We start from the raw sequence: 13,193 nt of genomic DNA on the forward strand, positions 1-13,193 counted from the left end.
GGGACCCAGCGGCCACCCGCCGGAGCGGTGGCCGCCCGTGAACCCGGGCCGCCTGGGAGCCCGGCCGCCCGTGAACCCGGGCCGCCCGGGGACCGCGGGGCCGCCCCGCTAACTCGGGCCACCCGCCAACCTCGGCCACCTGAACCCCGCCCGGCCGCCCCGCGAACCGCGGCCACCCCTGAACCCCCGGCCACGCCCGCCCGGAACCTCTCCTCTGAGGTCGGTTTCCGGGCGGGGGGTACGGGGGTGTGGGGGCCCTTGTAGGGTGACTTGTCATGATGGGCCGCCTTACTCCCTCCCGGGTCCGATCGTGGCTGGACGCCCGGTACGCGGCGAGGATCGAGCTCGCCGAGGCCCGCAAGGAGATCGACGAGCTCCGCGCGAGCGTCGCCGAGCTCCAACGGCAGGTCCAAGCCCTGAGCACGGCCAAGCCGGTGGACCAGGAGGCGAGGCGGCTGGCGACCCAGACCGCCGAGGCGCTCGACGCGCTCCTGCAGAACGAGGTGCTCCTCTGGCAGGCGGTGGAGCGGGCATGAGGGTGTCCTGGCAGTCCGGCACCCTGACCTTCCGCCTGGACGCCGAAGACGAGATCACCGGCGAGGCCGCCGACGGCTACCCGGTCAAGCTGCGCACCAACTCCTGCACGCTCAGGGGCGTCCCGGACGACGCCCACCCCGACCTGTTCGCCGTCGCCGCCTGGACGATCGTGGCCCCCTGGACCCGCAGGCGGATCGTGTTCGACCGGGCGATCTCCGCCGGGCTGGCCGAGGCGCTGCACGCCGGGTGGGGGATCGAGGCCGGGCCGGTGGGTGCGGAGACCCGCCCGGCGGGCCGGACGCTGGCCGTCTCCTACAGCGGCGGGGCCGACTCCGTGGCCGCCGCCGCCATGCTGCCGGACGCGCCGTTCGTGCACTTCCAGCGGGTCTCGCACCCCCGCGTGCCGAACCGCTGGACGCACTACCGCGCCGACGTGCTGGCCAAGCTGGCCCGCGAGACCGGCCGGCCGCTGAGCACGGTCCAGTCCGACCTGGAGTTCACCCTGGCCGAGCCGCGCCCCGGCTACCCCGAGCACCACGCGGTGGCCGCCGGCGCGTTGCTGCTGGCCGACCGGATGGACCTGGGCGGCCTGGCGTTCGGCTACGAGCTGGGCTCGCGCTGGCTCGGCGGCGACCGCTACCTGCTGCGGTACACGCCCGACAACCCGATGTGGGCGCCGCACGGCGCGTGGGGCCGGCTGTTCGCCGCCGCCGGGGTGCACATCGTGCTGCCGGTGGGCGGGGTGAGCGAGGCGGTCACCATGCGCCTGGCACTGGAGTCGCCGCTCAAGGCCCAGGTCCGGTGGTGCCTGCGCGGGTCCGGCGGGCCCTGCCGTACCTGCGGGAAGTGCCTGTACAAGGAGCTCATCCAGGCCGCGGTGGAGCGCCGCCCGCTGGACACCCCGATCACCCCCGAACGCCCCGTGGCGCGCAAGTGGCAGGACCCGCCCCCGTACGGCGGGCAGGAGATGATCGAGTACGGCTGCGCCCGCGTCCCCGGCATCGAGCAGGGCGTCTTCGCTCGCGCGGCGGCGCACCTGGGGGCCACCGAGGAGTCCACGGAGTGGCTGGAGCGCTGCTACCCGCCGGCGATCGAGGAGATCCCCGAGCCGTGGCGCGAGCAGGTGCGCGAGTTCGTGGTGGCGAATGTCGGACTGATGACCCCGGAGCAGGCGCGCCGGGTGGAGGAGTGGGGCGTGTGAGGGTCTACCTGTCGGTCGACATGGAGGGCGTGACCGGGTTGACCGACCCGGAGGAGATGCACGCCGGCAAGCGCGGCTACGAGCGCGGGTGCGAGCTGATGACCGCCGACGCCAACGCCTGCGTCGAGGGCGCGTTCCTGGGTGGGGCGGCCGGCGTGCTGGTCAACGACGCGCACGGCTCGACCAAGAACCTGCGCATCGACCTGCTCGACCCGCGCGCGACGCTGATCCGCGGGCCGGGCAAGGCCCAGCGCATGGCCCACGGGCTCGACTCCTCCTTCGCCGCCGCCTGTTTCGTGGGCTATCACGCCAGGGCCGGGGTGCCGCACGGCGTCCTCAACCACACGTGGATGGGCAAGGAGATCCAGAACGTCTACCTGAACGGGGAGCTCTGCGGCGAGACCCGGCTGGTGGCCGCGTGCGCGGGCTTCCACGGCGTGCCCGTGGTGCTGGTGACCGGGGACGAGGCGGTCGGCGAGGAGGCGCGCGAGCTGCTCGGCGACGTGGAGACGGTGGCGGTCAAGAAGGGTATCGACAAGTTCTCCGCCGAGCTGCTGCCGCCTTCGGTGGCGCAGGCGGCGATCCGGGAGGCGACCGCGCGGGCGCTGGGCCGGTTGAGCGACTTCACGCCCTACACGGTGGCTCCGCCGTACACGCTGGGGGTGGAGTGGAACTCGACGGCGATCGCGGCGGCGGTGTCGCTGGTGCCGGGCGTGAAGGCGGTCGGGGCGCGGGAGACCGAGTTCACCACGGACGACTTCGGCCAGATCATGGCGCTGTTCGGGATCTTCGCCACGATCGGCGGGCAGATCTCGTGCGGCAGCGGTCCCTATGGGTGAGCTGACCCGGCGGGGCCTGCTGGTCGGGATCGGCGCGGCGGGCGGGGCCGGGGCGATGTACGCGGCGATGGGGGCGCTCGGGCTGGCCCCCGCCGAGCAGGAGCGGAGCTTCACCCCGCCGCAGGCGGGCGATTTCACGCTGCGCGGGCGCTCCAGCGCGAGCGTGGTGATCCTGGGCGCGGGCGTGGCCGGGCTGACCGCCGCCTACGAGCTGGGCAAGGCGGGCTACGACTGCACGATCCTGGAGGCGCGGCCCAAGGCGGGCGGGCGCAGCCTCACGCTGCGCGGCGGCGACCGGCTGACCGAGGCCGGCGGGCAGGCGCAGGACGTGCGCTTCGGCGAGGGCGCCTACTTCAACGCCGGGCCGGGGCGGATCGCGCCCTGGATGGTCACCATGGACTACTGCCGCGAGCTGGGCGTGCCCATCGAGACCTTCGTCAACAACAACGCGGCCGCCTACGTGCACACCAACGGGGTGACCGTGCGGGCGCGGACCGCCCGCGCCGACCTGTACGGCTACATCTCCGAGCTGCTGGCCAAGGCGACCGACGCCGGGCGGCTCGACCGCAGGCTGACGGCGGAGGACCGCGAGCGGCTGCTGGAGTTCCTGCGCCGCTTCGGCGACCTCGGGCCCAAGCTCGACTACGACGGCTCGCCGCGCCGCGGCTTCCTGGAGTCGCCCGACATCGACGGCGGCGTCCCGATCGAGGGGCCCGGCTCACTGCGCCAGGTGCTGGCCGCCGGGACCGGCCGGGCGATCACGAACGACTTCGGCTACGACCAGGCGACCCCGATGTTCCAGCCGGTCGGCGGCATGGACGCCATCGTCACCGCGCTGCTCGACCGGGTCGGCGCCGGCCGCGTCCGGACCGGGATCAAGGTCACCAAGATCACCAGCCTGGCGGACGGCGTCGAGGTCGAGTGGGCCGGCGGCCGGCTCAAGGCCGACTACTGCGTCGCCGCGCTGCCGCCGCACATCCTGGCCAAGATCCCGCACAACCTCGGCGCCCAGGTCGGCGCCGCGCTGGCCAGACCGGTGCCGGTGGCCGCGGGCAAGATCGGGCTGGAGTACGGCAGGCGCTGGTGGGAGCTGGAGGACCGGATCTACGGCGGGGTGACCGAGACCGATCTCGACATCACGCACATCTGGTACCCCTCGCACGGCTACCACGGCAAGACCGGCATCGTGGTCGGCTACTACGCCACCGAGGAGCACGCCGAGCTGTACGGCGCGCTCACCCCCGAGGACCGCAGGCGCCGCGCGCTCACCCAGGGCAAGAAGATCCACGGCGACAAGTACCGGAACGACCTGCTGTCCAGCGTCTCGATCGCCTGGGAGCGCCAGGAGCACATCATGGGCGGCTGGGTGCGCTGGCCCAGCATTGATTCGTCCTTCACTCTTCTGCAACGCCCCGCCGGAAGGGTGTACTTCGCCGGTGACTGGCTGACCCATCTGATCGCCTGGCAGGCCGGTGCGATGGAGTCGGCCAGGAGCGCGGTGACCCAGTTGCACCAGCGCGCGCTGCAGTCCCCCTGATCGCGCGCACGCGTCCCTGGGTACGGCGTAGGGTCCCAAGCGGGAGCGGCAACTCTCCCAACCGACGGGAAAGGGGACACGATGTCGCTGGTGTGGACGCCGGCCGCGGACCGGCTCGACCTGCTCGCCGAGCCGGTGGCCAAAGCGGTGCTGGATCTCGACGGCGTCCGGGTGGCGGAGATCGACCCGGGGCTCGCCGACACCGCCGCCTTCTGCGAGCACTACGGGGTGCGGATGGAGGACGGCGCCAACTGCGTGGTGGTGGCCGCCAAGCGGGGCGGCCAGACGATGTACGCGGCCTGCATGGTGCTCGGCTCGATGCGCATCGACGTCAACGGCGTGGTCCGCAAGCGGCTGGACGCGCGTAAGGCCAGCTTCGCCCCGATGAGCGAGGCGGTCGAGCTGACCGGCATGGAGTACGGCGGGATCACCCCGCTGGGACTGCCCGAGGGCTGGCCGATCCTGGTGGACTCGGCGGTGGCGGCCCATCCTGGCCTGGTGATCGGCAGCGGCGTGCGCCACTCGAAACTGTCGGTGCCGGGCGCGACACTGGCGGGGCTGCCGGGAGCAGAGGTCTTGACCTTGGCGAGCTGACCGTGACCAGTGTGAGACCGTCGATTGGGAAACCGACGGTGCCGACCCGAACGTTAAGCAAGTGGGAATGTGACCTCATGGTTCATCTCTGGGTGAGGTTTAAGCCGGTATGGTGCTTCATGCCATGAATCAGGACGACCGACTAGGCCCGTACCGCCTGCTCAGGCGGCTCGGCGAAGGCGGCATGGGTGTGGTCCACCTCGCCGTCGACTCGCAGGGCCGGCAGGTGGCCGTCAAGGTCCTGCGCTCGGAGGTGGCCGGCGACGACGTCGCGCGGCGGCGTCTGTCGCGTGAGGTCGAGACGATGCGGCGCGCGCGCAGCAAGTTCATCGCCGAGGTGCTCGACGCCGACGTGACCGGGCACCGCCCGTACATCGTGACCCGCTACGTCCCCGGCCGCCCGCTCGACGAGATCGTCAAGGAGGACGGCCCCCTCGACCTGCCCGCGCTCATCCGCCTGGCGCACGGCGTGGCCTCGGCGCTCTCCTCCGTGCACGCCGTCGGCGTCATCCACCGTGACCTCAAGCCCGGCAACGTGCTGCTGCTCGACGGGCAGCCGGTGCTCATCGACTTCGGCATCGCCCAGGCGGTCGACGCCACCCGGCTCACCCAGACCGGCATGTTCATCGGCACCCCCCAGTACCTCGCGCCCGAGATCATCGAGGGGCACGAGGCGGGTCCCGAGGTGGACGTGCACGCCTGGGCCGGCACGCTGCTGTTCGCGGCCACCGGCCAGCCTCCCTTCGGCAAGGGCACGCTGGAGATGATCTTCTACAACATCACCGCCGGCAAGGCCGATGTGAGTGCCGCGCCGTCCCAGCTCCAGCCGCTGCTCAAGGCGGCTTTCCAGCGCAACCCGGCCAAGCGGCCCAAGGCCGCCGAGCTGGCCGAGCAGACCGCGTTGCTGATGCCGCGCCAGCCCGGCGTGCCGGACGAGGTGTCGACCGTGCCGCGGGCCGACCGCCGGATCACCGAGGCGCCGCCGATGCCGCCCGCGCCGTCGGGCGGGCCGTACGTCTCCCTGCTGCCCGGGCAGGGCCAGCCGCACGCCGGCCAGCCCGCGCCGCACCCGTCCGGCCCGCACCAGCCGCTCCAGCATCCGGGCGGTCCCCACCAGCCCGTCCAGCAGTCCTCCGGCCCCTACCCGCCCGTCCAGCACCCCGGCGGCCCGCTCCCCGGCAGCCACCAGGGGACAGGCCCGGGCGGCCACCAGCCCACCGGCCCCGGAGGTCACCAGCCCACCGAGCCGGGTGGTCACCAGCCCACGGGTCCGGGAGGTCACCAGCCGACCGGTCCGAGCGGTCACCAGGCGACCGGTCCGGGTGGTCAGCACGCCACGGGGCCGGGTGGTCAGCACCCGTCCGGGCTGCAGCAGGCTCCCGGGCAGGCCCAGCCCTACCCGCCGCAGGCGCCGCACCAGCCGGGCCGCCAGCAGACCGGGCCGGGCGCCGGCGACCCCTTCCCCACCCGCAGGGTCAGCCCCGAGGAGATGCGCCAGGTCCGCGAGGAGCACCAGCAGGGCTGGCCGCAGCAGGCCGCGCCCATGCCCGGCTACGACGTCCCCACCCGGCGCGTCCGCACCGACCTGCCCGAGTACGGCAGGCCGCCCTCGCCCTACGCGGCCCAGCCCCAGACCCCCTATCCGCCGGAACCCCCCACCAAGCGCGAGCCGTACATCCCGTCGGTCCGCCCGGGCAACGCGCTGCAGTACTCCCGTGCCTACGCGGTGACCGGCGCGATGATGCTGATCATCATGATCGTGCTCGCCGCGCTCGCCCCGGTGATCGTGGCGGCCGTGGCCATCCCGGTCGCGGTGCTGCTGCGCGCGGCCGACCTGGCCCAGGCCCAGCTCGCCGGCCGGCGCGGCGGCGGCAGCGCGGCGCTCGACGTGCTGCGCGTGTTCGCCCACCCCCAGGCGCTGCTCAAGTCGCTGGGCGTCACCCTGGCGCTCACCCTCTACGCGGCCATCCTCGGGCTCCCGGTCACCCTCCTGCTCACCGTGGTGCTCAAGATGGACTCGGCGAACGCCCTGGCCTGGGGCGTCGCGGTGGCGCTCTGGACCGTCTGCGCCGGACCCGGCGTCGAGGGCCCGAGCCGCCAGATGCGCAGAACGCTCGCCTCCCTCGTACCCTCGAGGCAGGTGGCCATGGTGCTCGCGGGCGTCCTGGCCGCCGTCGCGGCCGGCTCGTTGTGGCTGGCGTACGGCACGGCGGATAAAAATTCCGGTCGAGAGGCGAACTGGAACCCGGTCAACGTGGATCTCATCACTGGGAAGCTCGATGGGCTCAGAGGGGGAGATGACGGCTAGATGAGCACAGGCAACACCCAAGCACCCGAACGGCTAGGTCCGTACCGTCTGGTCAGGAAGATCGGCGAAGGTGGCATGGGCGTTGTCCACCTCGGTCTCGACGAGGCCGGCAGGGAAGTCGCCATCAAGGTGCTGCATCCGCACGTGGCCGCCGACCTGAAGGCCAGGGACCGGTTGATCCGCGAGGTCGAGACGATGCGCCGCGTGCGCAGCCCGTTCGTGGCCTCCGTGCTCGACGCCGAGCTGGTGGGCGGCCAGCCGTACGTGGTGACCAGGTTCGCCCCCGGGCGCACGCTGGAGGACACCGTCCTGGCCGACGGGCCGCTGGAGGCCCGCGAGCTGATCCGCCTGGCGCAGGGGCTGTGCCAGGCGCTCGTGGCGATCCACGCGGCCGACGTCATCCACCGCGACTTCAAGCCGTCCAACGTCATGCTGGTCAACGGCGAGCCGCTGGTCATCGACTTCGGCATCGCGCACCTGGTCAACGCCACCAGGCTCACCCAGACCGGGATGTTCGTCGGCACGCCGGGCTACCTGGCCCCGGAGATCATCCGGGATGCCGAGATCACCCAGAAGGCCGACGTGCACGCGCTGGCCTCCACCGTCTTCTTCGCCGCCACGGGGGTGCCGCCGTTCGGCACGGGCGCCTTCGAGGTGGTCTGTTACAACATCATGGAAGGGCGCCCGCAGATCGACAAGGCGCCGGTGTGGTTGCGCGGCTGGCTCAGCCGGGCGCTGGCGGTCGACGTCGACGATCGGCCGGGCGCGCAGGAGCTGCTGCGCATGGCGCGGGCGCTCGACCCGCGGGTCACCACCTTCAACGAGGCGCCGCCGCCGCGGTCGGGCACCAAGGTGCTGCCCAGTGCGCCGGCCGAGCCCGGCAGGGGCGCCAAGTCCGGCAAGCCGGTCAAGCCGACCTACTCCGACGTGTTGCCGCCGGTCGAGTACGGCCGCGCGCCCGCCCAGCCGCGCCCGCAGAAGCCGGTCAAGCAGTCGCGGCAGGACAAGGCGGCCCGGCAGGACAAACCGCCGCCCTACGTGCCCGCCCCGGCGGTGGCGAGGTCGGCCCCGCCGCCCTATGCCGACCAGCGGGTGGCCGGGTATCCGGCGCCGCAGGCCGCACCGCGGCCCTACACGCCGCCGGCCTACACCCCGCCGCGCGAGCGCAAGAAGTACCTCGTCGGCAGCCAACTCGTCGGCGGGTTGCTGCTGGCCGTGCTGATCGGGCTGACCGTCATGATGCCGGTGACCTTCGGCGTCACCGCGCTGGCGCTCGCGCTGGTGCTGCGGATGGGCGAGTACCTCTTCGGCGACCTGGTCCAGCGCCGCCAGCTCCGTGGCGGCGGCAGCGCGGCCGACCCGCTGCTCGTCATCGTCGGCACCCCGTGGGCGCTGGTCAAGGCGGTGGGCGTGACCGTGGCGCACTCGCTGCTCGCGGTGCTCGGCGGCTTCTGCGTCTACGGCATCGCCAAGTGGGGCGGCGGCTTCGACGTGAACCAGTCGGTGGCCTACGCCGCCGGGGCGTTCACCGCCGGGTTGTTCGTGCTGCCCGGCTCAGGGGCGCCGCGCAAGGCGGTGACCCGCTCGCTCACCTCGGTGCTGCGCAGCCCGGGCGCGGCGCTCGTCGCGGCGGTGCTGGCCGGCACGGCGGCGGTGATGGTGGTGATGTTCGCGATGGGCCAGGAGCCGTCCTGGGAGCCGTGGCGGGCGCCTGAGACGGTCATCCGCGAGCTGACCCGCAGCGCGCGGGAGAGCACGATGGGCCTGATCACGGGCCTGCTCGACGATCTGCTGCGAAATCTAGGCCTCGGGTTCCTTTCACCCTGGTCCTGACGGGGCAGGAGGAGGGGTATGCGGGAGACCTTGGGCCCCTACCGGCTGCTGTCCGAGCTGGGGGCCGGCGGCTTCGGACAGGTGCATCTGGCGCTCGACCCCGAGGGCCGGACCGTGGCGATCAAACTGCTGCATCCGCAGGTCGCCGGCGACCCCTCGGCGCTGGCCAGGCTCGCCCGCGAGGTCGAGACGATGCGGCTGGTGCGGGGGCCGCACGTGGCGGAGGTGCTGGACGCCTCGCTCGACTCCGCCGAGCCGTACCTGGTGACCAGGTACGTGCAGGGCCGCCCGCTGTCAGCGGTCACGCTCCCGGTGCCCGATCTGCCGCGGCTGGCCAAGGGGCTGGCCGAGGCGTTGCTGGCGATGCACGAGGCGGGGGTCGTGCACCGCGACCTCAAGCCGGCCAACGTGGTGATCTCCGAGGGCGATCCGGTGGTGATCGACTTCGGCATCGCCCGGGCCTTCGACTCCCTGGCCGCGACCGCGCCCGGCGCGGTGATCGGCACCCCCGGCTACCTGGCCCCCGAGGTGATCGAGGGCCGGCCCGCCGGTCCGGCCGCCGACGTCTTCTCCTTCGGGGCGACGCTCGCCTACGCCGCCACCGGCCGCCACCCGTACGGCGACGGCCCGCTGTCGGCCGTGGCCTACCGCGTGGTGCACCACGAACCCGACCTGGAGGGCACGCCCGAGTGGCTGGAGCCCCTGCTCCTGGAGTGCCTGCGCCGCGACCCGGCCGCCCGGCCGACCGCGGCGCAGATCTGCGCCCGGCTCGGCGCCGACGCCCCCGTCCTGGTCGGTACGGCGGAGCCGCCCGTGGCCGTGCACCGCGAGCTCGACGAGCTGGCGACCACCGAGTGGCGGCCGGAGAAGAAGGCCAGGCCCCGCTCCATCGAGGAGACCCGCGAGCGGCACCGCGAGAAGGTGCGCCGGCGCTGGGTGATCGGCTCGGGCCTGTTCGTCTCGCTGCTGGCCGCGGCGGCCCGTGCGCCGCTCCCGGAGGCCTCGCTCTTCCTGATCTCGGCCTACTCGCTGGTCGTGCTGGTCGACGCCGGGGTGGCGCTGGCCTCGCGCAGCGCGCTGAAGCGGGGCAGGATCGTGGTGGACCTGGCCGGGATCTTCGGGACCGGGGCGTTGTGGCTGGTGATGAGCAGCGTGTTCAGCCCGCTCACGCTGGGGCTGTTCGCGATCACCGCGCTGGTCGTGGCGGTCGTCTTCCTGCTGAGCGCGTGAGGGTGGTGGCGGGTGTTTCGCCACCGAGCGCGTAGAATATTGTTCTAGCGGGCTGCCTGCCGTACGACCTGCCGGTTTGCGGTGAAGCTACCCATGGGTAACATAACGGGCGTGGCCTCCGGGCCACCCCCTGTCACGGGCCCCCGGGGAGACCTGGCAGTCTGTGGTGCAGCACTAGGGCACATTCCGAGCATGCGATAACGGGAGGTCGGCTACCGGCCATGAACATCGTCGTCTGCGTGAAGCAGGTCCCCGACACGGCGACCGAGCGCAAGCTCCGGTCGGATGACAAGACGCTCGACCGCGACGCCGCCGACGGCGTGGTGAACGAGCTTGACGAGTACGCGGTCGAAGAGGCCCTCAAGCTCAAGGAAGCCCATGGCGGTGAGGTCACCGTCCTCACCATGGGCCCCGGCAAGGCCACCGAGACCATCCGCAAGGCCCTGGCCATGGGCGCCGACAAGGCCGTGCACCTCAGCGACGACGCGCTGCACGGCTCCGACGCGGTGGGCACCTCCTACGCCATGGCGCAGGCGCTCGGCCGGATCGGGTTCGACCTGGTGATCCTCGGCTCCGAGTCCACCGACGCGCGCACCGGCATGCTGGCCGCGATGCTCGCCGAGCGCCTCGGCGTGCCCCAGCTCACGCTGGCCAACAAGGTCGAGATCGGCAAGGGCAGCATCGCCATCCAGCGCCTCACCGACTACGGCTACGACAAGGTCGAGGCCACGCTGCCCGCCGTCGTCTCCGTGGTCGAGAAGATCAACGAGCCGCGCTACCCGTCCTTCAAGGGCATCATGGCGGCCAAGAAGAAGCCGGTCGAGACCCTCTCGGTCGCCGACGCCGGCATCGACGCCTCGCAGGTCGGCCTGGCCGCGGCCTGGTCCGAGGTCGTCGACTTCGCCGCCGCCCCGCCGCGGGCCGCGGGCACGATCGTCAAGGACGAGGGCGACGGCGGCGCCAAGCTGGCCGACTTCCTCGCGTCGAAGAAGTTCATCTGAGAACGGGGGTTTGCTGTCAATGTCGGAAATTCTCGTACTCGTTGAGCACGTCGACGGCGAGGTCAAGAAGGTCACCCTCGAGCTGCTGACCCTGGCCCGCTCGCTCGGCACGCCCGCCGCCGTCTGGGCCGGTCCCGGCTTCTCCGCCACCGCCTCCGCGCGGCTGAAGGAGTACGGCGCGGACAAGATCTACGTCGCCGACTCCGCCGAGATCGTCGACTTCGTCGTCGCGCCGAAGGCCGAGCTGCTGGCTCAGCTCGTCGGCTCCGCCGCCCCGGCCGCCGTGCTGGTCGCGGCCACGGCCGAGGGCAAGGAGATCGCCGGTCGCCTGGCGGTCAAGACCGAGTCCGGCGTCATCACCGACGCCGTCGGCCTCGGCGAGGGCTTCGTCGCCGACCAGTCGATCTTCGGTGGCGGCGTCAACGTGCACTCGCGCGTGACCAAGGGCACCCCGATCGTCGCGGTCCGCCCCAACTCCACCCAGCCCGTCGCCGCCGCAGGCGCCGGTGCGGAGGAACAGGTCACCGTCGCGCTGTCGGACGGCGCCCGCGCCGCCCGCATCGTCGACCGGGTCAAGCAGGAGAAGGGCGCCCGCCCCGAGCTCACCGAGGCGGCCATCGTCGTCTCCGGCGGGCGCGGTGTCGGCTCGGCCGAGAACTTCTCGGTCATCGAGGGCCTGGCCGACGCGCTCGGCGCGGCCGTCGGCGCCTCCCGCGCGGCCACCGACGCCGGCTGGTACCCGCACCAGTTCCAGGTCGGCCAGACCGGCAAGACCGTCTCGCCGCAGCTCTACATCGCGGCCGGCATCTCCGGCGCCATCCAGCACCGGGCCGGCATGCAGACCGCCAAGACCATCGTGGCGATCAACAAGGACCCCGAGGCTCCGATCTTCGAGCTGGCCGACTACGGCGTGGTGGGCGACCTCCACCAGATCGTGCCGCAGCTCACCGACGAGGTCGGCAAGCGCAAGTAGCACGACGCCCGCGAGGCCCGGAGGCACGCCGCCTCCGGGCCTCGCGGCGTCGTCAGCCCTTCGGGCAGAAGACCTCGACCGCCAGCCCCATGACCTCGGCGGTCGAGGGGTTGCGCGTCGACGGGTTGATCGACAGGGTCAGCGACCGGCCCGAGTCGGCGCGGAAGGCGAAGGTCAGGTAGCCGATCAGCTCGCCGCTGTGCCCCCAGACCGTCCCGCAGGGCAGGGCGTAGGCCTGCAGGCCGAGCCCGTAGCCGAAGCCCGCGCCGGTCTCGACGGTCGTCCGCATCGCCCGCAGCGACTCCGCGCTGATCAGCTTGCCGCCCAGCAACGCGCCCATGAACCGGTCGAGGTCGGCCGTGGTCGAGATCATCTCGCCGGCCGCCCAGTCGAGGGAGGGGTTCATCCGCGTGGCGTCCACCAGGTCGGGCAGCGGCTCGTACCCCTTGGCATGTGGCGCGGGCAGGCCCGGCCGGTCGCCCGGCACCAGCGTGTGGCGCAGCCCCAGCGGCCGCAGGATCCGCCGCGAGACCTCCTCCCCGTACGGCCGGCCGGTCAGCTTCTCGATCAGCAGCCCGAGCACGACGTAGTTGGTGTTGGAGTAGTGCCACTTGCCGTCGTCGGGCAGCTTCTTGGCGAAGGCCACCTTGAGCAGCTCCCGAGGCTGGTAGGAGCGGAAGCGCTCGGCCCCACGCCAGCGGTTGGTCGAGTACCCCGGCTCGCTCATGTAGTCGTACAGCCGGCTGGTGTGGTTGAGCAGCTCGCGCACGCTGATCTCCGCGCCACCGGGCACCAGGCCGGGCAGGTGGCGCTCGATCGGGTCGTCGAGGCTGACCTCGCCCTCGTCCACGAGCTGGAGCAGCACGGTCGCGACGAAGGTCTTGGTGACGCTGCCGATGCGGAAGTGCCCGTTCGGGGCCGGGCGCCCGCCCCGGTCGAGATCGCGCACCCCGGCCGTGCCGGTCCACGTCCGCCCGCCGTCCGAGACCCGGGCCAGGGCGGCGGTGGCGCCCTTGGCGTCCACGATCCGCTGGAGGTCGGCACTGAGGCCGCCGCCCGGCCCGGTCATCGCCACAGCCGCCGCCACCAGGGCGTTCATCAGGGTGTTCATCATGGGGACCACGCTAGGGAGCGGCGGTT

At 72.8% G+C, this 13,193-nt stretch carries 11 protein-coding genes; 10 read left to right on the forward strand and 1 reads right to left on the reverse strand.

The annotated features are described in order from the left end of the window. The first annotated feature begins 275 nt into the window (after positions 1-275). The 10 genes from ACIBG7_RS23475 to ACIBG7_RS23520 all read left to right on the forward strand — a co-directional run bounded on the left by ACIBG7_RS23475 (position 276) and on the right by ACIBG7_RS23520 (position 12,053). The gene (locus tag ACIBG7_RS23475; protein ID WP_397337585.1) at positions 276-536 is read left to right on the forward strand and encodes a hypothetical protein; all 261 of its coding nucleotides are present in this window, start codon (positions 276-278) and stop codon (positions 534-536) included. Further along, on the forward strand, positions 533-1,738 hold the full coding sequence (locus tag ACIBG7_RS23480; RefSeq protein WP_357926546.1) for a DUF6395 domain-containing protein: 1,206 nt from the start codon (positions 533-535) through the stop codon (positions 1,736-1,738). The genes ACIBG7_RS23475 and ACIBG7_RS23480 overlap by 4 nt, the downstream gene beginning before the upstream one ends. After that, positions 1,735-2,577: a M55 family metallopeptidase gene (locus tag ACIBG7_RS23485; RefSeq protein WP_357926544.1), complete on the forward strand. Its 843-nt coding sequence runs from the start codon at positions 1,735-1,737 to the stop codon at positions 2,575-2,577. The genes ACIBG7_RS23480 and ACIBG7_RS23485 overlap by 4 nt, the downstream gene beginning before the upstream one ends. Next, entirely contained in the window at positions 2,570-4,114 is a 1,545-nt protein-coding gene (locus ACIBG7_RS23490) for a flavin monoamine oxidase family protein (RefSeq protein ID WP_397337586.1), read from the forward strand. Before ACIBG7_RS23485 ends, ACIBG7_RS23490 begins: the two co-directional genes overlap by 8 nt. Positions 4,115-4,195: 81 nt before the next feature. Beyond that, on the forward strand, positions 4,196-4,708 hold the full coding sequence (locus tag ACIBG7_RS23495) for a YbaK/EbsC family protein (protein ID WP_357926541.1): 513 nt from the start codon (positions 4,196-4,198) through the stop codon (positions 4,706-4,708). 124 nt (positions 4,709-4,832) lie between these two features. Then, on the forward strand, positions 4,833-7,016 hold the full coding sequence (locus tag ACIBG7_RS23500; RefSeq protein WP_397337587.1) for a protein kinase: 2,184 nt from the start codon (positions 4,833-4,835) through the stop codon (positions 7,014-7,016). Then, a complete protein-coding gene (locus tag ACIBG7_RS23505) occupies positions 7,017-8,849 on the forward strand; it encodes a serine/threonine-protein kinase (protein ID WP_357926536.1) in 1,833 nt (610 codons plus the stop codon). An 18-nt stretch (positions 8,850-8,867) separates the two neighbouring features. Next, positions 8,868-10,079, forward strand: coding sequence for a serine/threonine-protein kinase (locus tag ACIBG7_RS23510; RefSeq protein ID WP_397337588.1), 1,212 nt, complete (start codon positions 8,868-8,870; stop codon positions 10,077-10,079). 221 nt (positions 10,080-10,300) lie between these two features. Next, entirely contained in the window at positions 10,301-11,080 is a 780-nt protein-coding gene (locus ACIBG7_RS23515) for an electron transfer flavoprotein subunit beta/FixA family protein (RefSeq protein ID WP_397337589.1), read from the forward strand. A 19-nt stretch (positions 11,081-11,099) separates the two neighbouring features. After that, positions 11,100-12,053 (forward strand): electron transfer flavoprotein subunit alpha/FixB family protein, encoded by a 954-nt coding sequence (locus tag ACIBG7_RS23520; protein ID WP_357926528.1) that lies wholly within the window; start codon positions 11,100-11,102, stop codon positions 12,051-12,053. A 52-nt stretch (positions 12,054-12,105) separates the two neighbouring features. On the opposite strand, the gene ACIBG7_RS23525 is transcribed toward ACIBG7_RS23520, so the two are convergent. Next, on the reverse strand, positions 12,106-13,167 hold the full coding sequence (locus tag ACIBG7_RS23525; RefSeq protein ID WP_397337590.1) for a serine hydrolase domain-containing protein: 1,062 nt from the start codon (positions 13,165-13,167) through the stop codon (positions 12,106-12,108). Positions 13,168-13,193 lie beyond the last annotated feature (26 nt).

It is taken from the genome of Nonomuraea sp. NPDC050328 (assembly GCF_044459405.1).
In the GTDB taxonomy this organism is placed as follows: Bacteria; Actinomycetota; Actinomycetes; order Streptosporangiales; family Streptosporangiaceae; genus Nonomuraea.

Coding starts and splice junctions, on each gene's coding strand:
- ACIBG7_RS23475 (WP_397337585.1), top strand. CDS start 276: ATGATGGGCCGCCTTACTCCCTCCCGGGTCCGATCGTGGCTGGACGCC.
- ACIBG7_RS23480 (WP_357926546.1), top strand. CDS start 533: ATGAGGGTGTCCTGGCAGTCCGGCACCCTGACCTTCCGCCTGGACGCC.
- ACIBG7_RS23490 (WP_397337586.1), top strand. CDS start 2,570: ATGGGTGAGCTGACCCGGCGGGGCCTGCTGGTCGGGATCGGCGCGGCG.
- ACIBG7_RS23495 (WP_357926541.1), top strand. CDS start 4,196: ATGTCGCTGGTGTGGACGCCGGCCGCGGACCGGCTCGACCTGCTCGCC.
- ACIBG7_RS23500 (WP_397337587.1), top strand. CDS start 4,833: ATGAATCAGGACGACCGACTAGGCCCGTACCGCCTGCTCAGGCGGCTC.
- ACIBG7_RS23505 (WP_357926536.1), top strand. CDS start 7,017: ATGAGCACAGGCAACACCCAAGCACCCGAACGGCTAGGTCCGTACCGT.
- ACIBG7_RS23510 (WP_397337588.1), top strand. CDS start 8,868: ATGCGGGAGACCTTGGGCCCCTACCGGCTGCTGTCCGAGCTGGGGGCC.
- ACIBG7_RS23515 (WP_397337589.1), top strand. CDS start 10,301: ATGAACATCGTCGTCTGCGTGAAGCAGGTCCCCGACACGGCGACCGAG.
- ACIBG7_RS23520 (WP_357926528.1), top strand. CDS start 11,100: ATGTCGGAAATTCTCGTACTCGTTGAGCACGTCGACGGCGAGGTCAAG.
- ACIBG7_RS23525 (WP_397337590.1), bottom strand. CDS start 13,167: ATGATGAACACCCTGATGAACGCCCTGGTGGCGGCGGCTGTGGCGATG.